Below are 22883 nucleotides of genomic sequence, written 5' to 3' on the forward strand. Positions count from 1 at the left end.
CGGTAGGACAAACAAGCGCGCTCAAGTAGGCGTAAGCCGATAGCGCAAAAAAATAACGCGGGGTGGAGCAGCCCGGTAGCTCGTCAGGCTCATAACCTGAAGGCCGCAGGTTCAAATCCTGCCCCCGCAACCAAAAAAGACCAAAATCCCCGCAAATCAAACGATCTGCGGGGATTGTTATCTCTTTATTCTGGGATCGGTGGAACTGCGGGTAGAGGCTGCTGCCGACCGCTCTATTTGGGGGCGGGGGCAGCAGATATCGCAGGATTAAATCCGCGCCACCACGCTTTTCAGTTTGCAGTAGCTGCGCAAGCCTTCCATGCCCTTTTCGCGCCCGAAGCCCGATTGGCGGTTGCCGCCGAAGGGAACCTCGATCCCGCCCGCGAAATATTCGTTGATATAGATTTGTCCAGCATCAACCTCCCGTGCGTAGCGATAGGCTTTGCTGAGGTCGCGGGTATAGATCCCCCCGACCAGCGCATAGCGGGTGGCATTGGCGGCGGCGATGGCTTCGTCGAAGTCTGACACGATCTGCACGGTTAGGACGGGGCCGAAGATTTCTTCCTGCACCAGCGGATCATGGCTATCGCGCGCCATCACCACGGTCGGCTCGAAGAACCAACCGCCGCTATCGCATTGGGCAATGGCACCGCCGGTCAGGAAGTGATTGCCTGCCGCTTTGGCGGCGGCCACATGGGCATTGATGCGGGCGAGATGTTCGGCGGAATTCACCGGCCCCATGTCGCAATCCGACAGACCGTGACCGAGGCGGATGCCCCGCACGCGGGTGCGCAGGGCATCGAGGAAATCATCGGCAATGCTGCGATCCAGGATCAGGCGGGAACCGGAGGAGCAAATCTGCCCGGCATTCTCGAAAATCGCTTCCATCAGCCCGTTGAGGGCAGCGTCCTGGTCGGCGTCGGCCAGCACGGTGAAGGGCGATTTACCGCCGAGTTCGAGCAGTAGGCGCGTCACATGATCGGCGGCGCTGCGCATCACCCACTGCCCCGTGACGACCGAGCCGGTGAAGGTGATGTGATCGACGCCGGGATGGGCGACCAGCGGTGCGCCCGCGTCCGCCCCGGTGCCGGTAACGACGTTCAGCACGCCCGCCGGCAGCCCGGCGCGGTGGAGAAGGTCGGCGAGCAGCAGGGCGGTCAGGGGCGTCTGCTCCGCCGGTTTCGCGACCACGCTGCAGCCTGCCGCCAGGGCCGGGGCGATGCCGCGCGCTGCGGTCGAGATCGGGTAATTCCAGGGGATGATTTGGGCCGCGACGCCAATCGGTTCTTCCAGCGAGAAGCCGATATAATTGCGGTCGAGCGGGAAGCGGTCGCCATGCAGCTTATCGGCGGCCCCGGCGTAATATTCGAACGCCCGGGCAACGCCGCGCACATCGCCCTCGGCCTCCGCAAGCCGCTTGCCGCTATCGAGCGTTTCGGCCACGGCGAGGCGCGGCGCTTCTTCCCGCACCAAGGCCGCGGCGCGGGCGAGGATGCGGCCGCGTTCTGCCGGGCTAGCACTCCCCCAGGGGCCTTTCAGCGCCTTGCGCGCGGCAATTACCGCGCGGTCGATATCCTCGGCAGTGCCCGCCGCAAACCGCGCGAAGGCGACCGCGCGGCCCGGATCGAAGCTCGCAAAACTCTCGCCGCTGGCGCCGGGAACGAAGGCCCCATCAATAAAATGCTGGGTCGGTAGGCCGCTGAGCGTGCCGGTAGCGACCGCTTCGGCGATCAGTTTATTCCGGTCAATGATCACGCTTCCACCTCGCTTACCTGATAGGTCGCGGCGTCAAGCCACGCCGGGTTGATCTCGATACCCCAGCCCGGGCCTTCTGGGATTTGCACCCTGCCGTCCTTGGCGACCAGCGGATTGCGCAGCAGCCCGGTTTCCCAAGGATAGTAATCCGGCCCTTCGATGGAGAACTCCACATAGGGCCCGGCATTCTGAATGGCGCCCATAATGTGCAGGGTGAAGGCGGTGACCAGCGATTGATTGGCGGAATGGGGGGTGACGGGAATGCCCGCCTTCGCCGCCATGTCGACCACTTTCAGGAAGCGGTTGACGCCGCCGATATAGCAGACGTCCGGCTGCACCACATCGACGACGCGGGTTTCGATCATGTAACGCCACAGGGTCAGGTCGCAGTCCTGCTCGCCGCCGGTCACGTCGAGATCGAGCGCTTCGCGCACCTCGCGGGTCCAATGATGTTCCCAATAGGGGCACGGTTCTTCGAAATGGACAATGCCGTGATCTTGCAGGAAATGGCCGACGTCGATGGCTTTTTTCGGCGAATAGGCGGAATTGCCGTCCACCAGCAGCGTGGCGTGATCGCCCAAGGCCTTGCGGACCATCGGGACGATGGCATCGGTACGGCCCGGCCATTCATCTTCGTCATGGCCGCATTCCTTGCCGACGCGGAATTTGAAGGCGGTATAGCCGAACTCCTGCTGCAAGCGCTTCATCCGGTCGGCCTCGGCCTCCGGGGTGATCTCGCCGCGCTTCATCGAGGAGGCATAGACCGGGAAGGGCCGGGGGGTGCCGCCCAACAGCTCGCAGACACTTTTGCCTTCGATCTTGCCGCGGAGGTCCCACAGGGCGGTATCAAGGCCGGTCAAGGCGCGGAAAAGATAGGAGCAGGGGAATTTATGTTCCCGTTCCGGGATCAGCGTTACCAGCGCGTCGATATCGAGCGCGTCTTGCCCCAAGGCCCAGCGGGCGACCTGACGGTGAAAGACTTGGGCGGTAATGTCGGAATTGTAATTGGACAATTGCCCCCAGCCCTGGCGCCCATCCTCGGTGGTGACGCGGACGAAGCCGCAGGCTTGATTGGCGAAGGTTTCGAGCCGTTTGATTTTCATGATGCCGCTGGCCACCCTGTCTCGGAAATCCGTATGGCATCGAATTTAAAGTGGAATGGTCTGTTTCTAAGGGCCATTCTGCCGAAAATAACCAGACCAATTTGCGAGGGGACCAATGGTCCGTTGGGCACGCGGGGCTTTACTCGAATCGCTAACGATCGACCGGTCGGTGCCGCGCCGTCTGGGGCTGCAAATCAGCAATGGTCTGCGCGATCTGATCGTCGCAGGCTCCCTTAAACCGGGCGACCGTTTGCCGGCGACGCGGACCTTGGCCAAGGAATTCGGCGTTTCCCGCGCGACCATTGTCGAAAGTTTCGACCGGTTGATTTCCGAAGGCATTTTGGAAACGCGGGTCGGGGCGGGTACCTATGTCGCCCAAAGCCTGCCCGCCGATCCGCTGCCGAAGACCGCGCCGACGCTCGACCCGCCCCCCGCCCACATTCGCCCAAAGGAGATGGACGGCGCCGCCAACCGCTTCGGTGAACGGCTGGTGCATGCGCCGCGCCCCTTCACGACGGCGATGCCCGCGCTCGATGCGTTTCCGATGGCGCAATGGGCGCGGCTGTCGGCGAAACATTGGCGCGGGCGGCGGAACGATATTCTGGGCTATCCCGAAGCCCTCGGCTATCGCCCGCTGCGGCAGGCCGTGGCGGCACATCTGCGCATCAATCGCGGCATCGTCTGCGATTGGCAGGAAGTGATCATCACGGCGGGGGCGCAACAGGCGTTTCATCTGATCGGCACGACCCTGGCCGCGCCGGGGGATCGGGTGTGGTTCGAAGAGCCGGGGGCGATTGGCGCGCGCAATTCGCTGATCCTCGCCGGGCTAGACCCCGTGCCGGTGCCGGTGGATGCCAGCGGCCTTGATGTGGAGGCCGGGGTCGCGCTGGCGCCGGAATTCCGCCTCGCCTTCGTGACGCCTGCCCATCAGCAGCCCTTGGGGATGAAGATGAGCCTGGAGCGCCGCCTTGCCCTGCTGCGCGCGGCGGGGGCGGCGGGGGCCTTTGTCATCGAGGATGATTGGGACAGCGAGTTCGCGTTCTCCGGTCGTCCGGTGCCGCCGCTGCGCAGTCTCGATACCGGCGGGCGGGTGGTCTATGTCGGCTCGTTCTCCAAATCGCTGTTTCCGGCCCTGCGCATCGGCTTTCTGCTGGCGCCCGACGGGCTGGCCGATCATTTCCGCCTCAGTCTCGATGCGGCGGCGCCCGGGGTGCCGACGGCATTACAGGCGATCTTGGCCGATTTTCTCGACGAAGGGCATTTCACCACCCACGTCCGCCGAATGCGCAAGCTCTACGCCGACCGGCATCAGGTGTTGCAGGCGGCAGCCGCCGAGCATTTAGCCGACTGGCTGGACGTTGTGCCGACCGATATCGGCATGCATACGGTCGGTTGGGTGAAGCCGCCGCTGAATGCCGACCGTTTGGCCCGCGCTGCCGCCGACCAAGGCGTAACCTTGACGCCCGTGGCGCGCTTTGCCCTGCGGCCCTATCCCAAGCAGGGTGTGGTGCTGGGCTTCAGCGGCTTTAGCGAGAGCCAATTGCTCACCGGGGTGCAGGCCTTGCGATGTGTGTTCGATACGCTTGCGCACACGCTATAGGGATCATTCGGATTTTGCGGTTTTCGTGCTACCTTACTTAAAGCGAAAATTGGTCTGCCACTTTTGCCAGAATGGCCCTATCTTCCAGACCAATCGCCCCGTAGCGTTTTTAAAAATAAGAATAGGGTTAGGGTTTCTTCACACGACTTTTCCGGGAGAGGGAAAAATGACGTTACGCCGTTTGCTGTCCAGCGTTTTCGCCGCCTCGGCGCTCGCCTTCGTGGCCATTCCGGCCGAAGCGCAGACCCTGCGCCTGCTGACCTGGGGCGATTATGCGCCGGAAGCGCTGATCAAGAAGTTCAAGGACGAAACCGGCATCACCGTGCAGGTGACGCTCTCCAACAATGAAGACATGATCTCGAAACTGCGGGCCACCGGCGGCGCGGGCTTTGATCTTGCCCAGCCCAGCCAGGACCGCATCACCGGCCCGCAGACCGAGTTTGGTTTCTATAAGCCGCTCGACCTCACGAAGATTGATACCAGCCAGTTCATCCCCGATCTGCTCGAAGCCTCGAAGAAGAATACGACGCTGGACGGCAAGGTCTATGGCGTCGCCCACCTGTGGGGTACCGCCGGTCTCGTGGTGAACAAGGCCAAAGCGCCGGACGTGAAGGGCTGGGGCGATCTGTGTACCGATGCCTATAAGGGCCGCGTTTCGATGCGCCTGAAGCGGATCGCTCTGCTTGGCATGGCTTATGCGAATGGCGACGATCCCTTTGCGGCCTATTCGGATAAGGCCAAATACGGCGCGATTATTGAAAAGGCTGGGGCCAAGCTGGCCGCCTGTAAGCCGAATGTGAAGGCCTATTGGACCGGTTCAGACGCGCTGAACAATATGCTGCGCTCCGGCGAAGTGGTGGCGGCGGAAGGTTGGGATTCCTCGGCCTTCAAGCTCAATGGCGAAAACCCGGATATCGTCTTCGTCGCCCCGACGACCGGCGCCCTGGGCTGGATCGATACTTTTGCGCTGCCCGCCAAGGGCCAGGCCGACGATGCCGCCTATAAGTGGATCAACTTCGTCATGCGCCCGGATAATGCGGCGGCCATCGTCGATGCATCCGGTAGCTTCTCTGCCTCGAAAGGGTCGGACGAAAAAGTGTCGGAAAAAATGAAGAAGCCGTTCCAAGCCTTCTTCCCGCCCGCCGTTATCGCCAATATCAAATGGTTCCCGGCGATCCCGGCTGGTCTTGAAGAAATGGAAGGCAAGATCCTCGATAAGATCGCGGCGCAGTAAGCCCCGATAACGGCCCCGCCGGATCGGTTGCCCCGGTCCGGCGGTTGCTGGCGAGGAGATAGGCCCAACGGGCCGCTGTTTCAGGATAGTCTGATGGCCTATGATCTCGAGTGCGTCGCGCTCGCGAAATCCTTTGCGGGTTTCACGGCGGTTGATCGCATTTCTTTGGAAGTGCCCCAGGGCACGTTTTTCTCGATCCTCGGCCCGTCGGGCTGCGGCAAGACCACGCTGATGCGCATGATCGCAGGGTTCGAGCCGCCAACCTCGGGCGATATTCGCATCAATGGCGCGTCGATTTTGGCGACGCCGCCGAACATGCGGCCCGTCAATATGGTCTTCCAGCATTTGGCGCTGTTCCCGATGATGAGCGTTGCCGAAAATATCGGCTACGGTCTGCGCTGCCGGGGTGTGGCACGCGAAGATATCGCCAAGCGGGTGGACGAGGTTTTAACGCGCATCGGCCTGCCCAATGCTGGGCCGAAGCGGATCAGCCAGCTTTCGGGCGGGCAGAAGCAGCGCGTGGCGATTGCCCGCTGCATGGTGCTCGACCCGGCGGTGCTGCTGCTCGACGAGCCGTTGGGCGCGCTTGATTTGAAACTGCGCGAGCATATGAAGATCGAACTCAAGCAGTTACAGCATCAGTTCGGCACCACCTTCGTTTATATCACCCACGATCAGTCGGAAGCCTTGGTCATGTCCGACCGCATGGCGGTGATGAACGCCGGGCGCTTCGAACAGGTCGGCACCCCGCAGGAGCTATATTTTAAGCCGCAAACCGCTTTTGTTGCCGGGTTCGTCGGCGATAGCCAGCGCTGGCGCGGCACAGTGACGGCGCGGGTGGCGGACAGCGTAACCGTGCGCACCGAGGGCGGTTTGACGCTGACCGGCGTTGCCGCCGGGATATCCGAGGTCACGAACGGCGCCAGCGTCGATATCTTCGTCCGGCCCGAATCCATCGATCTGATGCGGGGCGAGGCGGCATCGAGCGCGGCGAACCGGCTAAGCGGGACGATCGAAACGCTGTTCTTCAACGGTGCCAATAGCCGCGCGATGGTGAAGCTGGCGGGGGGCGATCTGATCGCCGTGGCCCTATCGGCGACGGCGGGGTTTGGCGATCTAACGGTTGGCCTACCGGTCACCCTGGCTTTTGGGGCCGAGCATTTGCTGGTCTTCCCAGCCCAGGGGGCCGCATGAAAGCCGCATCCGTTGGGGGCAGCACCGCCCGCCTAGGGCTGCTGCTGGTCTTCGCGCCTTTCTTTTTGTGGATCGCGCTGCTGGTGATTATCCCGCATATCGATCTTCTCATTCTGTCGCTGCGGGAAAAAGTGGCGCCGCGCGTCTATCAAGCCGGGTTCGGAAATTACATGCAGTTCTTTGGCGAGCGCGTGTATGTGATGGCGCTGCTGCGCACCTTCCTGATGTCGGTGACGGCGACGGCGATTACCTTGGCGGTGGCCTTTCCCATCGCCTATTACATCGCCAAGATCGCGCGCGGCAAAACCCGCAATATCCTCTTCCTCGCCTGCCTGCTGCCCTTTTGGGTGTCGGAGCTGGTGCGTGTATTCGGCTGGATGATTTTGCTGCGCGAAACCGGGGTGCTGTCCAGTCTTCTCGTGTCGATGGGCGTGCTGACCCAGCCGGTCGAGTTTCTCTATAACGATGTGATCGTGATGGTGGGGCTGGTGTATACCTCTATCCTCTTCATGGTCGTACCGCTGATTTCCTCCCTCGATAGTCTCGACGATAGTATGATCGAGGCGGGCTATGATTTGGGCGGCAATAGCCTAACCATCCTGCGCGAAATCGTCGTGCCGCACGCCATGCCGGGCATTGTGGCGGGCTGCATCGTCGTTTTTATGCTCAGTCTTGGGAATTACCTCACTCCGGCGCTGCTGGGCGGCAAATCCGGGCAATGGTTCACCTCGCAGATCTATACGCAGTTCATCACCCGCTTTAACTGGGAAGTCGGGTCGGCCTTCGGCTTTGTACTGCTGCTCACCTCCAGCCTCGTCGTCTGGCTGGGGCTGCGGCTGACCGGACAAACCCTGTCATCGACCTTGGGGAGGGGCTAGACATGCTGCGCACGCTGCCACGGTCCAACGGGTCGCGCTTTCTTTATGCCGCCTATGTGGGGCTGTTCCTAATCTTCCTCATTCTGCCGCTCACGGTGGTGGCGGTCTTTGCCTTCAACGATTCGCAGTTCCCGGCCATGCCGTGGAAGGGCGGGACGCTTGGGTGGTTTTTCGGATCGAAAGACCCGCAAATCGGCCTGTTCTTTGACCGATCTTTGATGAACGGTATTCTTCAGTCGCTGATCGTCGCTTTGGCGGCAACGGTTCTGTCGATTACGGTCGGCACGACCACGGCCTTCATGTTCGAACGGCATGAGTTTCCGGGTAAAAGCCTCTGTTACATGCTGATGCTCTCTCCCTTGGTCATTCCGGGTGTGATCCTGGGGATTTCGATCCTCGCCGCCTCCAGCCGTCTCGCCAATGGCGTCAATGACGTGCTGAATTACGAGATTGATTTCCTGCGGCCGGGGCGTTTCCTGATCGTGCTGGGGCAATTCTCTTTCCTCGCCACGGTGGCGACGCTGGTAATTTCCGCCCGCCTGCGCAAGTTCGACCGCAGCTTGGAAGAAGCGGCCCTTAACCTCGGCGCCACGCCGACGCGGGTGCTGTGGACGATCACGCTGCCCTATCTGCGCCCGGCGATGATCGGCGCGGGGATCGTGACCTTCCTGATGTCGTTCGAAAACTTCAACACCACCCTGATGCTCGTCGGCTCCGACGCGCCGCTAACGATTGCCATGTTCGACCGCATGAAGCAGGGGGCGACGCCGGTACTGAACGCCGTCTCGCTGTTCCTCATGCTCGGGTCGGGCCTGCTTGGGGTGATTAGCGTTCTGGTTCAGCGCGACCGCAGCGGGGCGCGCTGAACCCCTAACAAGGGTCTTTCCATGTCCTCTTACGATATGATTGTGGTGGGCGCCGGGTCGGCAGGCTGCGCCCTCGTGGGGCGGCTTGCGTCCGCAGGCAAGCACCGCATTCTGGTGCTGGAAGCCGGACCGCAGGACCGCAGCCCCTGGATTCACCTGCCCATCGGCTACGGCAAATCCTTCTATGCCCCATCCGTCAACTGGATGTACAGGACCGAGCCGGTACCCGGTCTTGATAACCGTGTGATCTATCAGCCGCGCGGCAAAGTGGTCGGCGGGTCAAGTTCGATCAATGCGATGGTCTTTGTGCGTGGCCAGGCGGGGGATTTCGATGCTTGGGCCGCCGAAGGTAACCCCGGTTGGGCGTGGAAAGACCTGCTGCCGCTCTATCGCCGCATGGAAGATCACGACCTGGGGGCCAGCGCCAGCCACGGCACGGGCGGGCCGGTGCATGTGACCGATATCAGCCGCGACGTTCACCCGCTGACTCATCGTTTCGTGCAGGCGGTGCAGGAAGCCGGGTTGCCGTTCAACTCAGACCTGAATGGTGCTAGTGCCGAAGGGGTGGGCTATTACCAGATCAATACGCGCGGCGGCTTTCGGGATTCGGCGGCGCGCGCCTATTTGCGCCCCGCCCTAAAAACGGGGCGGGTGCGGCTCGAAACCGGGGCGCTGGTGACGCGCATCCTGTTCGACGGGCGCCGCGCTGTGGGGGTGGAATATCGGCAGAACGGCCAGACGCATACCGCGCGTGCGTCCCTTGAGGTCATCCTCTCAGGCGGGGCGATCAACTCGCCGCACCTCTTGCAGCTTTCGGGCGTCGGTCCGGCGGCGCATCTGCGTGATATGGGGATTCCCATCGTGGCCGATCTGCCCGCCGTCGGTGCCCATCTTCAGGACCATCTTTGTTATGATCACGTCTACCGGTCGCGGGAACCGAGCCTAAACGATCTCCTTCTGCCGCTGTGGGGGAAAATCCGCGTCGGCTTGCAGTATCTTCTGACCCGGCGCGGGCCGTTGGCGCTCAGCGTCAATCAAGGCGGTGGCTTTTACTGCACGCGGCCCGATGTGCCGCAGCCCGATATGCAGCTTTATTTCTCGCCGCTATCCTATGAAAAAGCCGTGCCGGGGGTGCGGGCGCTGATGAAGCCCGATGATTTCTCCGGCTTTTCCACCAGCGTCTCGCCGTGCCGTCCGACCAGCCGGGGGGAGATTCGCTTGAAGTCGCCCAAGCCGGAGGAGGCGCCCGCCATCCGCCCGAATTATCTGGCGACGCCGGAGGATCAGGCCGCCCTGCTGGCCGGGGCCAAATTCCTGCGCGAGATTGCCGCGACGCCGACGTTTAAAGCCTTGATCGACGCCGAAATCCACCCTGGCACCACGACCGCCAGCGATGCGGAGCTTCTGGCGGATATTCGTGCCCGCGCCTATTCGGTGTTCCACCCCTGTGGATCGGTGCGCATGGGACGAGACCCCGTGACCGGCGCGGTCGATCCGGCCTTGCGCGTGCATGGGGTGGCGGGGTTGCGCGTCGTCGATGCCTCGATCTTCCCCAGCATCCCGTCCGGCAATATCAATGCCCCCTCGATGCTGGTGGGGGAAAAGGCGGCGGACCTAATCCTCGGTTAACCCCTCTCCTCCGGCTGAAACCCCAGAAGGCGCAGCGCATTCAGCGTTACCAGCACCGTTGCGCCAGTATCGGCTAGGATTGCGATCCAGAGACCGGTAATCCCCAGCACCGAGGTCACGAGGAAAACCGCCTTTAGCCCCAGCGCTAAGGCAATATTCTGGTGAATATTCGTCATGGCAGCGCGGGCGAGGCGGATTTGCGCGGGGACATCCGTTACCCGGTCGCGCAGAATAGCGGCATCGGCCACTTCCAGCGCCACATCGGTCCCCGATCCCATCGCAACGCCCACATCGGCTTGCTTTAAGGCGGGGGCATCGTTGATCCCGTCGCCGATCATCATCACGCCGCCGGTTTCACTGAGGCGGCGGATTGCGGCGAGCTTATCTTCCGGTAGCATTTCCGCGCGATAATCCATGCCGAGGTGCCCGGCGATGGCGGCGGCGGTGCGTGGATTATCGCCGGTCAGGATGGTGGTGCCGATCCCCAGGCGTTTCAATTGGCGAATCGCCTCCGCCGCATCGGCGCGCGGCTCGTCGCGCAAGGCTATCAGTCCGAGCGCGCGGCCTGGGCGGAAAAGGGCGACGGCGGTTTTGCCCTGCGCCTCCAGCCGGGCGGCTTCAGCCAGCCCATCGGCATCCAGGGCACCCTCTGCCGCCGCATGGCGCGGGGAGGCAACCCAAGCGACGCCCTCGCCGACGTGGGCAGAGGCGCCTTTACCGGGCATGGTGCGGGCGTCCTGCGACGGCAGCGGGGCGATCCCGGCGGCGGTGGCCTGGGCCAGAATGGCGCGGGCGAGCGGATGGCTCGATCCGGCTTCGACGGCGGCGGCAATCGCCAAAATCTCCGCCTCCGGAGTGCCGTTGAGCGGCACAATGTCGGTGACGACAGGCCGTCCGTGCGTCAGGGTGCCGGTCTTGTCGAAGGCGACCTGCGTGATCCGCGCCGTTGCCTCGATTACGGCGCCGCCCTTCATTAGCACCCCGCGCCGGGCGCCCGCCGAGAGGGCCGCGGCAATGGCGGCGGGGACGGAAATCACCAGCGCGCACGGGCAGCCGATCAGCAGCAAAGCGAGGCCGCGATAGATCCAGATATCCCACGCCTGCCCGAAGGCCAGCGGCGGCACCAGGATGACCAGCAGGGCAATCGACCCAATCGCGGGCATATACCAGCGGCTGAAGCGGTCGATGAAGCGTTCGGTCGGGGCGCGCGCCTCCTCCGCCTCTTCAACCAGCCGAATGATGCGGGCGATGGTATTATCGGCAGCGGCTTTCGTGACCGTCACGCGCAACACGGCGTCGGTATTGATCGACCCAGCGAAGACGGCATCACCCGGCCCGCGGGTTTTCGGCAGGCTTTCGCCGGTGACGGGGCTTTCGTCGATGCCCGAGGTACCGGTCAGAATATCGCCATCCGCCGGAATGCGGTCGCCGGGACGGATCAGGATGATTTGGCCGGGGGTTAGGCTATCGGCCGGGACTTCCTGGGGACCGTCGCCGGTTTCTAGGAAGGCGGTTTTTGGCACCAGGGCGGCAAGCGCGCGAATGCCGTCGCGGGCTTTGCTGGCGGCCACCCCTTCCAGCATTTCCCCCACGGCAAATAGGAAGACGACCAGGGCCGCTTCCTCCGCCGCATTGATGACGAGCGCCCCGAGGGCGGCGACGGTCATCAGGGCCTCGATGGTGAAGGGTTGGCTTAGGCGCAGCGCGGCAAAGGCGCGGCGGGCGACCGGGGCAAGCCCGATCAGGCAGGCGGCGGTGAAGGCCCAACGACCGAGCCCCGCCGAGGTCAGGGCTTCTGCCAGCCAAGCCAGGCCAAGGAGGGCGCCGGTTAGCACCACCAATTGGCCCTTGCCCGTCTGATACCATGCCTTGCCCCGGTCCGCCGGATCGTCGTGGACGTGCTGGTGCGCCCCCGTATCCGAACCGGCGGGCGGGTGGGCATGATCATGGTCGTGATCGTGGTGATGACCGGAGCAGGTCGCATGATCATGGTCATGCGCATCGGCGGTTTGTGTTCCAAGGGCGCGCGGCACGATGCCGTACCCGAGCGTCCGAACCGCCGCTTCGACGGTGTCACGCCCGGTCTGATTTTCATCCAAGGTCAGCTTCAGTCGTTCGGCCATAACGGCGACGGAAACACCGTCAACCCCGGGAAGCCGTTCCAACGCGCCGCGAATCTTCGTTGCACAGGCGGCGCAATCCATGCCGGTCACCGTCCATTCCAGGGGCTGGGTGGCGCCCGGCGTTTCGTTCCGTTCCATTGCAGTCTCGCTATTGCCATCAGGCCGATCCCCTCTTGTCGGACCTCTAGTCGCTAGAGCTGCAAGGCCGAAATTTCGGTTGGGAATGCTTGAACCGCGCGGCGGCTATTCCTATAGCTTCTAGAGCTATGGAGGGCGCGATGCTGACAATCGGGAAATTGGGCGAGGCGGCGGGCGTGAAAGTGCCAACGATCCGCTATTACGAACAGGTCGGCCTATTACCGCCCGCCGAGCGCAGCACGGGCAATCAGCGGCTATATGGCAAAGCAACCCTGGACCGGCTGCGCTTCATCCGCCATGCCCGCGACTTAGGCTTTCCGCTGGAGGCGATCCGCGACATCCTCAGCCTATCCGATCAGCCCGAGCAATCCTGTGCGGCGGCGGATGCGATTGCGAAAGAGCAGTTGATCGCCGTCCGCGCCCGCCTTGCCCGCTTACAGGCGCTGGAAGCAGAGCTTGAACGAATGGTTGCCCAATGCGCCCACGGCACGGTGGCCGAGTGTCGGGTGATTGAGGTGCTGAGCAACCATGCACTGTGTTCCCACCCGGATCACACTGGGGGCGAGACGTGGGAGGGGGCGGCCTGAGCCTCCGCCGCCCAAAACGGTCGCAGCGCTTCTGTCAGCGCCAAATACTGCTGATAGCGGCGGTCGTAATGGGGGCGTAGGGCGGGGGTGGGGTGATAGTGCTGGATGGGCTGGGTCATCGCCGTGACGGCCGCCTCGTAGCTCGAAAACAGCCCCGTGCCGACTGCGGCACCAATGGCCGCCCCCAAGGCGCCGGTCTCCCGGCAGGCGGCTACCGTAATAGGTATGTTTAAAGCGTCGGCCATGATCTGCGGCCAATGGGGGCTGCGCGATCCGCCGCCCGACATAACCGCAGAGCCAATCCCAAGCCCCGCCGACTGCAAGACGCCGAGGTGCCGCCGATGCTCAAAAACGATGCCTTCGAACATGGCGCGGATCAGATGCCCTTCGCGATGCCATCCGGCAATCCCATAGAAGCCCGCGCGGAACGTGGCCCCTTGCCGGGAGCCATAGAGGAAGGGATGGAAATAGGGATCATCCGCCGCCGGAACAATGTCCCCGACCAGCCGGTTGCAATGGTCGAAGGCGGGAAGGCTATGATCGCCGCGCTCCACAAACTCCCGCACGTACCATTCCAAATTAGCGGCAGAGGTCGCGCTCGATTCGATGGTCACAAACCGGTCGCGGGCGAAGGCGGAAACCATAAAGATTTTCGGATCGACGGTTAGCCGGTCGCTAAAGACCTGATTGATGCTCCAGCTACCGGTGATGATGGAGGCTTCGCCGGGCCGGACGACGCCGGACCCCATCGCACTGGCGATAACGTCGAAATAGCCGCCAATGACCGGAGTACCGACCGCAAGGCCGGTTTCGGCGGCGGCGTCCGCCGTGACCGTTCCCACAATATCCGCCGGGCTGATCAAGGGCGGCAGCAAGCGCCCGGCATCGCTCAGGCCATAGAGCGCCAGCAGGTCGGCGGAGTAACAAAGGTCGGTCATATCCAGCAGACCGGCGCCACTAGCGTCGGATATCTCGTTCGCCAGTCGCCCCGTCAGCTTGAAATTGAGGTAATCCTTGCAGAACAGCAGGGTGCCCGCCCGGGCATAAACATCGGGTGCGTGGCGCTTGACCCACGCTAGCAGCACGGGGGTTTGCGCAGGCCAGGGCCGTTGCAAGCAGCGGGGGAACAGCGCGTCTCCAACGGCAGCCTCTAACTCCGCTGCCAGTGCCGCCCCACGCCCGTCGAGGGATTGAATGCCGAGCAACGGCTGCCGGTCACGGTCGAGCAGGTAAAGCCCATTGCCATGCCCCGCGCAGCCGATGGCCGCGATGGCGGACGGGGCGATACCGGCGGCGGTCAGGACGTTGCGGATGACGGACCGGCCATTGGCCCAAAGTTCCGCAAGGTCGCGCTCCACATGCCCCGGCTGCGGCTTTAGGGCGTGGCCGTCAATCGCATCGGCGGCGATCTGGCGACCGGCGAGATCAAAAAGAACGGCTTTGATGACGGTATTGCCGACGTCGAGGCCGAGCAAAAATTGCGGGGTATCAGCCATTGCAGTAAATATCCCATGCCGCATCGCCGCTAACCCGGTCGTGAATCAACGCCATCAAAGCGCGCACCACCGCTTGCGGATTGGCATGCTGATAGATATTGCGGCCATAGACCAGCCCTTGCGCCCCCTGCGCCAATAGGGCCGCCGATTTAGAGAGAACGGTCTTCAAATCCTCCTTACCGCCGCCGCGGACCAGCACCGGGCAGCGGGCAGCTTCGATAACGCGGTGGAAGTCTTCGGGATCATCGGTCGGATCGGCCTTGATAATGTCCGCCCCCATTTCCGAGGCCAAGCGGACTAGCGGCACGATCTTGTCGGCATCGCCATCGACCTGATACCCGCCGCGCACGTCGTTCGGCAGCATCACCAGGGGTTCGATCATCAGCGGCATGCCGTAGCGGCTGCAATCGGCGCGAACGCGGCTGATATTCTCGACACATTGGCGGAATAACTCCGGCTCGTCGGGCAGCATGAAAAGATTAACCACAACGCAGGCGGCGTCCATCTCCAGCGCGCCCAGGAGCGGGTCGTGATAATTCTGGAGTTGCGACCACATGACCCGGTGGCGCTGGGCGTTATAGGGATTGCCCATATCGATACGCATGACCAGCGCGGGCTTATCGCGCTCGGGCCGGGCCTGTAAGAGGTCGGCTTGACCATAGGCCATCTGGATGGCATCAGGCCGGGCTGCGATCAGCCTATCGACGACGGCGCCCATATCCTCAAGCCCAACCAGAAAGCTCGGCTCGTTACAGACGCCGTGGTCGAGGGCGACATCAAGGCAGCCGCCCTTGTTGAACAGCCGGTTCATCCGGGCTTTTGCGCTTACACGCATGCGTTTTTCCTTTCAGCGGAAGGGGCCGCCCAGCGGGCGGCGGGAAGATCGTGAAATTCGGTCAGCTCGGCGATGAGAGCGGCTTTTTCGTCCGCAGCTTGGGGGGCGGACCAACCCAAGTCTCGCGCCGCAATCGCGGTAAGCCGGTCAAGGCTCCGGGGATCGAGCGCGCCGGTGATGGCGAGCGTGGTGCGCCGCAGCACCAGATCGGCCAGATGCTGGACGTCCTCGGTCGCGATCAGCCAGGTGATTTCTGCCTCGGTCCACGGCAGACCCTCGATAAGCGGGGTATCATCGGCCCGGGTACGGCAGAACTCCAGTAGCGCATAGCTCATCGTGCCATAGGTGCCGGTTAGATGGTCGGCGCGGGCGGGGCTGATCCCAAAGCGGCGGCAGAGATCGGCGGCCAAATCCGCCGGATCGGCGGGAAAATTAAGCCCGCCGCCAATGGGCAGGGGGCGCGTATCCGTTCGCCGTGGATGGTTCAAGCTGGCCAACACCGCATCGGCGGTCTGTTCGGCGAAGGCGCGAAAGGTCGTCCATTTACCGCCGACCATGCAGAACAGCGGGATGTTGCCGTCGATCCGATGGATAAAATGGCCGCGCGAAATGCGCCCCGTAAAGGCGTGATCGCTTTTCGGCAGCGGGCGGATACCGCTGTAGCTGAAGATAATCTGGCTTTCGTCCAGCGGAATGCGCGGGAAAATGCGCTGCACGGCGCCTAAGATATAGTCCCGTTCCTCCGGCGTGCAGCGCACGCGCCCAGGCCGGTCCACGCGAATATCCGTCGATCCGGCCAACACTTTCCCGAGATAGGGGAAAAGGATGCAAACCCGCCCATCATCATTCTCGAAAAACACCATATGGCCGCCCAAAGCCGCTTTCAGCCGGGGATTATCGAGGATGAGGTGCGAGCCTTTGGTACCCGCGACCAAGGGGGCCTCGGTCGCGCGATCTAGGCTGTTTAAGGTTTCGTCCAGCCAGGCGCCGGTTGCATTGACGATGGCGCGGGGGGTGATCGTCAGCGGGGCGTCGATCCCCAGGCCGGATAGGCGGTAGCCGCCGTCCTGCTCGGCCAAGGTCGCGTAATTCAGGGCGATGCAATCCGGCGCATCGCGGCGGCAATCGGCCAGCAGTTCGAGCGCCAGCCGTTCGGGGTGGCTAATCCACGCATCGTGATAGGTGGCGGAAGAGCGCAAATCGGGCATCAACTCCGGCCAGCGCGCCAGGGTTGCCTTAGCCGACCGGAACTGATGCTTGGGCAGGCGGCGGTTACGCCGAACGATGAAATCATAGAGCGACAGGCCGAGCTTGATCGGCAGTGCCCCCCGGCTGGCAGGTTTTCCTGTCACGCCGACAAGCCCGGCGGCGGCATTAAACAGACCGGAAAAGGTCGAGGTGATCGGAATCGTCGTCGGCAGCGGATGGACGAGGTGGGGGGCATTGGCCAGCAGCGCATCGCGTTCGCGCAGCGACTCGCGCACCAGTCCGATTTCGCCATTCTCTAGATAGCGCAAACCGCCGTGGATCATCCGCGACGGGGCGGCGCTGCACCCGGAACTGAAATCCGCCCGCTCGACCAGCAGAACGCGCAGCCCTTGCACCGCCAATTCCCGGAACGTGCCGATACCATTGATACCGCCGCCAAGAATAACGGCGTCGAAGCGGCCATCGTGGCGTATCCGATCGATGAGAGTCGCGCGGCGATTGGACATAACTTCCCCCTGCGCCGGTTTTGGGGACCGGCGTCCTAAGCGACAGCGATGATGAACCGAAGGTTTAGCCGTCGAGACCGACGAGATGCCGGGTTGCAGCGGCCCCGATTAGGCCAATTTCCTCGGGGCTAAGCGCGATCCGCCCGGCGCCCGCATTCTCCTGCGCCTGTCCGGGGTCGCGCGCGCCACAGAGGGCAAACGTGATGCCGGGCTGCTGAAGCGTCCAGGCGATAACGATCTGCGCTAAGGTCGCCCGATGCGCTGCTGCGATGGGGCCAATATCCGCCATCAGCATCGCCACCTTCTGGCGGTTGGCCTGTGAAAAACGAGGGTTATCGCGGCGCTGGTCGTCGCCTGCAAAGCTACGGTCCGGCCCAATTTTGCCGGAGAGCAGCCCGAGCGCGAGGGAGGAATAGGACAGGATAGATACCCCCGCCACCTGGCACGGCGGCACCAGCGTTTTGGCGATCTCGGGCTTCACCATCGAAAATTCTTCTTGAATGGCATCGAGCGGCCCGGCGGCGGTATAAGCCTCTAGATCGTCGGCGGAAACATTACTGGCGCCGATGGCCCGGATTTTCCCTTCTGCCTTTAGGGCCTCCAGGGTCGCCATCGTTTCGGCTATCGGCGTCGTCGGATCCTGCCAATGGGTAATGTAGAGGTCGATATAATCGGTGCGAAGGCGCTTCAGGCTTTGTTCCACCTCGTAGCGGATCGACGCGCCGCCGAGGTGACGTTGAACCGGTTGGCCGTTCTGGCTGAAGAAATAATTCCCCGCCTGGGTGTGCCAGACCAGCCCGCATTTCGTGACCAGCACGGTCTTATCGCGCCGTCCCTGCAGGGCTTGGCCGACAATCTCTTCGGCAACGCCCATACCATAGGCAGGAGCCGTATCAATGAGGCTGACCCCCGCATCCACCGACGCCTGAATGGCGGCGATGGATTGTTCCGTATCGGTGCCGCCCCACATCCAGCCGCCGATGGCCCAGGTGCCGAGACCGACGGCGGAGGCGGCGATGCCGCTGTGGCCAATGGGCCGGGTAAGCATTGGTGCGTTCATGCTAAGACCTTTCTGAATCGAGCAAGCCCTGGGCGGTGGCTTCATCGACGACCAGGGAATGGAGATAGTTTCCGGCGAGCGCCGCCCGCAGTGGGCCAATCTTCTGTGGGCCAGAGGCAACGCCGATAACGCGCGGGCAGGCGGCGATATCCTTTGGGCTCAGGGCCACCACGCGCGAATTCAGCGGCACATCGGCCAGGGTGCCATCAGCCCGGATCAGATGGGCGATGAACTCCCCAGCCACTTCGCGCGCGGCAAAGCCTTGGGCGTCCGGGTCGGGGATCGAGTCATAATAACCAGACCCCGAGGCTTCGACCGCGCCAACCCCAACCACCGCCACAGTCGCGCGGCGGGCAATGTCGAAGACATCGCGGATCGATGCCATGTCCAGCAGGACGTCGCGCTGCGCCTGGGTCTCAGCGAACAGCGGTGCGTGGATCAGCGAAACGGCGCCACCCAACTTTTCGGCAAACTGCATCGCTAAGTGATTGACGTCGGTATAGTAATTCCCCTGCACCCCGCCGGTCAGCGGCACGACGCGGATGCGATAGCCATGCTCTGGCGCCACATGATCAACGACGGCACTGACCGCCCGCCCGCCGGTGATGGCGATCACATCGCCGTTTTTGACGATCTCCAGCAGATGATTGGCGGCGGCGCGGCCGGCTTGCTGCAACGTCGTATCGGGATTGCCGGAAAGAGTGGGCGTAACCACGGCATGGGCAAGGCGGAATTTTTGCAGCAGGGCTTTTTCGACCTCCATCAACCGTTGGAACGGGCTTTCGATGGTGATCTTCACCATGCCGGCCTTTTGACCGCTGGCGATCAGCCGGTTTACCTTGGAAGTCGAGAGATTAAGGTGTTTTGCGATATCCGACTGTTTCATCCCTTCGATGAAATGCAGCATGAGAACGGTGTAGGTTTGGCGCAGAACATCATATTCATCTCTCGTCTCGGCCATCATCGTACCCTTATGCTAGTCCCTGTCCTCAACCGCGCTTCTTGACCAAATAATGATCGAAGACAACGGCGGCCAGCAGGATCGACCCGCGAATAATATCTTGCCAGTACACGGAAACATTCAGAAGGGCGAGGGAGCTTGAGACGACAGAGAGCAGGATTGCCCCCAGGATCGCCCCTAAGATGGTGCCAGAGCCGCCGGAGAGGCTCGCCCCACCGATCACGGCAGCGGCAATGACGTTCAACTCCATGCCAATCCCGAAGGTTGGCTGCGCCGATCCGAAGCGCGCCATCGAGATAATCCCGGCAACGGCGGCCAGCGCGGCGCAGAGCGTTGTCGTCGCGAAAATCACCCGGTCGGTTCGAATGCCGGAATAGGCGGCGGCTTTGCGGTTGCTGCCGGTATAGAAGACCTTGCGAAACATTACTGTTCGGCGCAGCAGAAAATCGAAGACGACCACGACGACTAGAAACAGGCAGATGACGACCGGGATTTGGCCGATACTGCCCTGGCCAATAAACTTAAACTCCGGCGGCAGGCTATAAAGGCCCAGCGGGCGCCCACCAGTCAGCAGCAGGCATAGGCCCCGGGCGATCACCATGACGCCCAGCGAGACGATGAAGTGGTGCAGACCAATCCGCGTGACGCAAAGCCCCATCGCCGCGCCAATGCCGGTGCAGACCAGAATAGCAAGGGCGGAGGCGGTCCAGGGATCAAGGCCGCTCAGGAACAGCCAGCCCGCCAAGACCATCGCAAGCGCCGTGACCGAGCCGACCGAAAGATCAATCCCGCCGGAAATCAGCAAAATCGTCATGCCGACGACGACGATGCTTTCAACCGCAAAGGCCATCGCCATCGCTCGGATATTCGCGACCGTCAGAAAATACGGTGAAATCAACGACATGGTGATGAACAGCGCGGCGATGATAATCACCAACCCGGTTTCCCGCGCGCGCAGCAGGTTCCGCCAGAAGGGTTTTTGGGCGGGCGCATCCGGGGGGGCGGCGGCGCTTTGGCTGTGAATGGTGGACATGCTTCCTCCCGTTTCTTTTTGTTATTCGGCGGCGGCGGTTGATCGAATGGCAGCAAGCTGCATGATCCGCTCTTCGCTAATGTCGGCGCCGGTTAAGGCGCCCGTAATTCGGCCTTCGCGCACGGTTAGCACCCGGTCGCTGATGCCGATGAGTTCCGGCAGTTCCGATGAAATAACGATGATGCCAACGCCGTCGCGCGCTAACTGCCGCAGGCTTCGGTGAATTTCGGCCTTGGCGCCGACATCGACGCCGCGCGTCGGTTCATCAAGGATAATCAGCTTCGGGTTAACCGAGAGCATTTTAGCCAGCGCGACTTTCTGCTGATTGCCGCCGCTAAGCGATGACACCGGATCGGCGACGCTGCCGCACTTAAGGTTCAGGCTTAAGCCGAGGGTTTCCGCCAGCCGCTTTTCCCGTCCGGCGTCGATAATCCCCGCCCGATTGGCCACGCGCCGGGGGTCGAGGGCGGCGATATTCGCGGCAATGGGGAGATTGAGGAACACCCCATCGCCCTTGCGGTCTTCGGACAGGTAGACGATCCCTGCCCGGATACTGTCGGCGTAATGGCGCAGCGTCAGGGGCTGCCCCGCGAGCCGAACTTCGCCGCTTGCCCGTCCTTCCAAGCGGCAGAGACCGCGCATGATCTCACTGCGGCCCGACCCGATCAGCCCGGCGAACCCTAAGATTTCCCCTTGCATTAGATCGAAGGAAATATCGTGAAAGCGGCGCCGGTCGGTCAGACCGCGAACGCTGAGAATGATGTTGTCGCTACGCTCGGCGGCGGATTGCTTCTCGGGGTAGAGCGACGCCATCACCCGCCCGACCATACTGTTCACAAGGTCTTCCGGCGTCGTTTCGGTAATCGGCAGTGTGCGGATATGGCACCCGTCCCGGAACACTGTCACCCGGTCGCAATGGGTGAAAATCTCGGCCATCCGGTGCGAGATGTAGATAATGGCGATCCCCTTCGCCGCCAGCCGGTGCATGATGCGAAACAGCACCTGGGCTTCCGGTTCGGTCAGCGCCGCCGTTGGTTCGTCGAGGATCAGGATGCGGCAGTCGAGGGTAAGCGCTTTAGCGATTTCGACGATCTGCTGCTGGGAAATCGACAGGCTGCCGACTTTGGCGCGCGGGTCGATCTGGCCCAACTCCCCCAAAACCTCCGCCGCGCGCCGATACAGCGCGGCATAATCCATTAAGAAAGCCCGGCTGCGGTTGGTTGCCGCCATAAAGATATTTTCCGCGACGGAAATATCGGGGCATAGGGCGATTTCCTGATGGACCAGCCCGATCCCTAAGCGTTGCGCCACACTGGGGGAGGCGATGCGAACCTTTTGGCCATCGAGCCAAATTTCCCCCGCGTCGGGCTGCAAAATCCCGTCGATGATATTCATCAGCGTCGATTTTCCGGCGCCATTTTCCCCGGCGAGTGCGTGGATTTCGCCCCGGCGCAAGTCGAAATTGACCCCGCGCAGGGCTTGAACCGGGCCAAAGGCTTTCGACAGGTTTTTGATTTCCAGGATGGTCTCGGACATGGACCCGTCTCCTATAGGGTTCCGCCCTAGTCACGCGACGGGACGGAACCCGGCTGCTTAGCGGTCTAACCTCAACGGTTTGCCATATATTTGTTGAGGTCAAAGGCTTCGGCATTGGCCTTGGTGATCACGGCAAAACCGTTATCGACGAAGGGCACCTGCATCGGGTTGAAGCCCGACAGCTTATAGTCGTTAAACGGATCGATCAGCTCTGGGTGCGACCCCAGGAAGGTATTGATGAAGCCGATGTAGCCCTGGATACCCTGATTGGGATTGATGGACATATGGATATTCCCCGCCTTGATATGTTCCAGCGTCGTCGGGGTGATGTCGGCGTGGACGATCAGCACTTTCTTCTTGGCCTCCTGCACGGCAGCCACGGCGCCTTCCGCCGACCCGGCTTCGGGGATCCACAGGGCGGCAAGCTTGGGATTGGCTTGGAGCATCGACGCGACGGCCTTATAGGCGGCGCTGGTGTCCTGATTGGTCGCTTGGCGACCGACCAGCTTCATCTTCGGATGATTTTTTTCCATATAGGCGATCAGGGCCGTGACGCGCAGATCGTGATTGCTCTGGCCCGGATTTTCGAGAACGGCATATTCGGCGGCATTGCCGACCTGCTTCACGATTTCTTCGGCGGCGAATTTCGCTTCCGCAAGATTATCGGACGTAATGTAAGCCGTGCGCTTCGATTTCGGCGAATCGGCGGCGAAGGTCGTGACCGCAATCCCGCTACCGATGGCGCGGTTAATCGGTTCGATGAAGGGATCGGCCTGCATGGGGTGCAGTAAAATCCCCTTCGGCGCCTTCACCAGATCCTGTTCGAAGGACGCGATTTGCTTGGTGATATCGTAATCGGGGGTTCCGGAGAAAACCGCTTTGCAGCCCATCGCCGTCGCGGCCTGCTTAAAGCCCTCGAACACCGGTACCCAATAGGGATGGCCGGAAACCATCACGTTCATCACGTAGAATTCACCCGGCTTGCAGGCAAATTTGCTCTGCGCTGCCGCGCTGCCCGCGGTGAAAGACAAAGCTGCGCCCAGGGCGACCGAAAGCAGGGTCGCCGCCCGTTTCAGGACTACCATCATTTCCTCCCGTAGTGTTCGGACCGGTTTTTTCACCGTGTCTGCAATAAATTTC

At 62.4% G+C, this 22883-nt stretch carries 18 protein-coding genes and 1 tRNA gene; 8 read left to right on the forward strand and 11 right to left on the reverse strand.

Annotated elements, in window-relative coordinates:
- Positions 1 to 56 precede the first annotated feature (56 nt).
- Positions 57 to 133, forward strand: a tRNA-Met gene (locus CHR90_RS03515).
- Between the two features lie 134 nt (positions 134 to 267).
- Here CHR90_RS03515 and CHR90_RS03520 read toward each other — a convergent pair.
- Both CHR90_RS03520 and CHR90_RS03525 read right to left on the reverse strand, forming a co-directional pair.
- Complete coding sequence (locus CHR90_RS03520) at positions 268 to 1755, reverse strand: aldehyde dehydrogenase family protein (protein WP_212668599.1); 1488 nt, start codon at positions 1753 to 1755, stop codon at positions 268 to 270.
- The gene (locus CHR90_RS03525; RefSeq protein WP_094407604.1) at positions 1752 to 2858 is read right to left on the reverse strand and encodes a mandelate racemase/muconate lactonizing enzyme family protein; all 1107 of its coding nucleotides are present in this window, start codon (positions 2856 to 2858) and stop codon (positions 1752 to 1754) included. The genes CHR90_RS03520 and CHR90_RS03525 overlap by 4 nt, the downstream gene beginning before the upstream one ends.
- Before the next feature lie 115 nt (positions 2859 to 2973).
- On the opposite strand from CHR90_RS03525, the gene pdxR reads away from it, so the two are divergent.
- From pdxR to CHR90_RS03555, 6 genes are all read left to right on the forward strand, one after another.
- Complete coding sequence (gene pdxR / locus CHR90_RS03530) at positions 2974 to 4458, forward strand: MocR-like pyridoxine biosynthesis transcription factor PdxR (RefSeq protein WP_094407605.1); 1485 nt, start codon at positions 2974 to 2976, stop codon at positions 4456 to 4458.
- A gap of 166 nt (positions 4459 to 4624) precedes the next feature.
- Positions 4625 to 5692, forward strand: a complete 1068-nt coding sequence (locus tag CHR90_RS03535) for an extracellular solute-binding protein (protein ID WP_094407606.1) — start codon at positions 4625 to 4627, stop codon at positions 5690 to 5692.
- Positions 5693 to 5785: 93 nt separating this feature from the next.
- A complete protein-coding gene (locus CHR90_RS03540; protein WP_094407607.1) occupies positions 5786 to 6886 on the forward strand; it encodes an ABC transporter ATP-binding protein in 1101 nt (366 codons plus the stop codon).
- Positions 6883 to 7764, forward strand: a complete 882-nt coding sequence (locus CHR90_RS03545; RefSeq protein WP_094407608.1) for an ABC transporter permease — start codon at positions 6883 to 6885, stop codon at positions 7762 to 7764. The genes CHR90_RS03540 and CHR90_RS03545 overlap by 4 nt, the downstream gene beginning before the upstream one ends.
- A gap of 2 nt (positions 7765 to 7766) precedes the next feature.
- A complete protein-coding gene (locus CHR90_RS03550; RefSeq protein ID WP_094407609.1) occupies positions 7767 to 8630 on the forward strand; it encodes an ABC transporter permease in 864 nt (287 codons plus the stop codon).
- A gap of 21 nt (positions 8631 to 8651) precedes the next feature.
- Positions 8652 to 10259 (forward strand): GMC family oxidoreductase, encoded by a 1608-nt coding sequence (locus tag CHR90_RS03555; RefSeq protein WP_094407610.1) that lies wholly within the window; start codon positions 8652 to 8654, stop codon positions 10257 to 10259.
- Here CHR90_RS03555 and CHR90_RS03560 read toward each other — a convergent pair.
- Positions 10256 to 12520 (reverse strand): heavy metal translocating P-type ATPase, encoded by a 2265-nt coding sequence (locus CHR90_RS03560; RefSeq protein ID WP_094407611.1) that lies wholly within the window; start codon positions 12518 to 12520, stop codon positions 10256 to 10258. The two genes, CHR90_RS03555 and CHR90_RS03560, sit on opposite strands and share 4 nt — an antisense overlap.
- A gap of 140 nt (positions 12521 to 12660) precedes the next feature.
- Here CHR90_RS03560 and CHR90_RS03565 point away from each other — a divergent pair, with 140 nt between their 5' ends.
- Positions 12661 to 13107, forward strand: coding sequence for a MerR family transcriptional regulator (locus tag CHR90_RS03565; protein ID WP_094407682.1), 447 nt, complete (start codon positions 12661 to 12663; stop codon positions 13105 to 13107).
- On the opposite strand, the gene CHR90_RS03570 is transcribed toward CHR90_RS03565, so the two are convergent.
- The 8 genes from CHR90_RS03570 to CHR90_RS03605 all read right to left on the reverse strand — a co-directional run bounded on the left by CHR90_RS03570 (position 13071) and on the right by CHR90_RS03605 (position 22828).
- Entirely contained in the window at positions 13071 to 14603 is a 1533-nt protein-coding gene (locus CHR90_RS03570; protein WP_094407612.1) for an FGGY-family carbohydrate kinase, read from the reverse strand. The genes CHR90_RS03565 and CHR90_RS03570 overlap by 37 nt on opposite strands.
- A complete protein-coding gene (locus tag CHR90_RS03575) occupies positions 14596 to 15438 on the reverse strand; it encodes a class I fructose-bisphosphate aldolase (RefSeq protein ID WP_094407613.1) in 843 nt (280 codons plus the stop codon). The genes CHR90_RS03570 and CHR90_RS03575 overlap by 8 nt, the downstream gene beginning before the upstream one ends.
- Complete coding sequence (locus tag CHR90_RS03580) at positions 15429 to 17153, reverse strand: glycerol-3-phosphate dehydrogenase/oxidase (RefSeq protein ID WP_094407614.1); 1725 nt, start codon at positions 17151 to 17153, stop codon at positions 15429 to 15431. The genes CHR90_RS03575 and CHR90_RS03580 overlap by 10 nt, the downstream gene beginning before the upstream one ends.
- Positions 17154 to 17217: 64 nt before the next feature.
- Positions 17218 to 18201 (reverse strand): aldo/keto reductase, encoded by a 984-nt coding sequence (locus tag CHR90_RS03585; protein WP_212668600.1) that lies wholly within the window; start codon positions 18199 to 18201, stop codon positions 17218 to 17220.
- 13 nt (positions 18202 to 18214) lie between these two features.
- A complete protein-coding gene (locus tag CHR90_RS03590) occupies positions 18215 to 19174 on the reverse strand; it encodes a sugar-binding transcriptional regulator (protein ID WP_094407683.1) in 960 nt (319 codons plus the stop codon).
- A 28-nt stretch (positions 19175 to 19202) separates the two neighbouring features.
- Positions 19203 to 20207: an ABC transporter permease gene (locus CHR90_RS03595; protein ID WP_094407616.1), complete on the reverse strand. Its 1005-nt coding sequence runs from the start codon at positions 20205 to 20207 to the stop codon at positions 19203 to 19205.
- 21 nt (positions 20208 to 20228) lie between these two features.
- Positions 20229 to 21743, reverse strand: coding sequence for a sugar ABC transporter ATP-binding protein (locus CHR90_RS03600; RefSeq protein WP_094407617.1), 1515 nt, complete (start codon positions 21741 to 21743; stop codon positions 20229 to 20231).
- A 71-nt stretch (positions 21744 to 21814) separates the two neighbouring features.
- Positions 21815 to 22828: a substrate-binding domain-containing protein gene (locus CHR90_RS03605; RefSeq protein WP_212668601.1), complete on the reverse strand. Its 1014-nt coding sequence runs from the start codon at positions 22826 to 22828 to the stop codon at positions 21815 to 21817.
- Between the last annotated feature and the right edge of the window lie 55 nt (positions 22829 to 22883).

The organism is Elstera cyanobacteriorum (assembly GCF_002251735.1).
Classification (GTDB): domain Bacteria; phylum Pseudomonadota; class Alphaproteobacteria; order Elsterales; family Elsteraceae; genus Elstera; species Elstera cyanobacteriorum.

What these genes read in the sequence shown, in the direction of transcription:
- pdxR (WP_094407605.1), top strand. Translation starts at nt 2,974, where the DNA reads ATGGTCCGTTGGGCACGCGGGGCTTTACTCGAATCGCTAACGATCGAC.
- CHR90_RS03550 (WP_094407609.1), top strand. Translation starts at nt 7,767, where the DNA reads ATGCTGCGCACGCTGCCACGGTCCAACGGGTCGCGCTTTCTTTATGCC.
- CHR90_RS03580 (WP_094407614.1), bottom strand. Translation starts at nt 17,153, where the DNA reads ATGTCCAATCGCCGCGCGACTCTCATCGATCGGATACGCCACGATGGC.
- CHR90_RS03535 (WP_094407606.1), top strand. Translation starts at nt 4,625, where the DNA reads ATGACGTTACGCCGTTTGCTGTCCAGCGTTTTCGCCGCCTCGGCGCTC.
- CHR90_RS03540 (WP_094407607.1), top strand. Translation starts at nt 5,786, where the DNA reads ATGGCCTATGATCTCGAGTGCGTCGCGCTCGCGAAATCCTTTGCGGGT.
- CHR90_RS03585 (WP_212668600.1), bottom strand. Translation starts at nt 18,201, where the DNA reads ATGCTTACCCGGCCCATTGGCCACAGCGGCATCGCCGCCTCCGCCGTC.
- CHR90_RS03570 (WP_094407612.1), bottom strand. Translation starts at nt 14,603, where the DNA reads ATGGCTGATACCCCGCAATTTTTGCTCGGCCTCGACGTCGGCAATACC.
- CHR90_RS03525 (WP_094407604.1), bottom strand. Translation starts at nt 2,858, where the DNA reads ATGAAAATCAAACGGCTCGAAACCTTCGCCAATCAAGCCTGCGGCTTC.
- CHR90_RS03545 (WP_094407608.1), top strand. Translation starts at nt 6,883, where the DNA reads ATGAAAGCCGCATCCGTTGGGGGCAGCACCGCCCGCCTAGGGCTGCTG.
- CHR90_RS03600 (WP_094407617.1), bottom strand. Translation starts at nt 21,743, where the DNA reads ATGTCCGAGACCATCCTGGAAATCAAAAACCTGTCGAAAGCCTTTGGC.
- CHR90_RS03590 (WP_094407683.1), bottom strand. Translation starts at nt 19,174, where the DNA reads ATGGCCGAGACGAGAGATGAATATGATGTTCTGCGCCAAACCTACACC.
- CHR90_RS03595 (WP_094407616.1), bottom strand. Translation starts at nt 20,207, where the DNA reads ATGTCCACCATTCACAGCCAAAGCGCCGCCGCCCCCCCGGATGCGCCC.
- CHR90_RS03555 (WP_094407610.1), top strand. Translation starts at nt 8,652, where the DNA reads ATGTCCTCTTACGATATGATTGTGGTGGGCGCCGGGTCGGCAGGCTGC.
- CHR90_RS03565 (WP_094407682.1), top strand. Translation starts at nt 12,661, where the DNA reads ATGCTGACAATCGGGAAATTGGGCGAGGCGGCGGGCGTGAAAGTGCCA.
- CHR90_RS03560 (WP_094407611.1), bottom strand. Translation starts at nt 12,520, where the DNA reads ATGGAACGGAACGAAACGCCGGGCGCCACCCAGCCCCTGGAATGGACG.
- CHR90_RS03575 (WP_094407613.1), bottom strand. Translation starts at nt 15,438, where the DNA reads ATGCGTGTAAGCGCAAAAGCCCGGATGAACCGGCTGTTCAACAAGGGC.
- CHR90_RS03605 (WP_212668601.1), bottom strand. Translation starts at nt 22,828, where the DNA reads ATGGTAGTCCTGAAACGGGCGGCGACCCTGCTTTCGGTCGCCCTGGGC.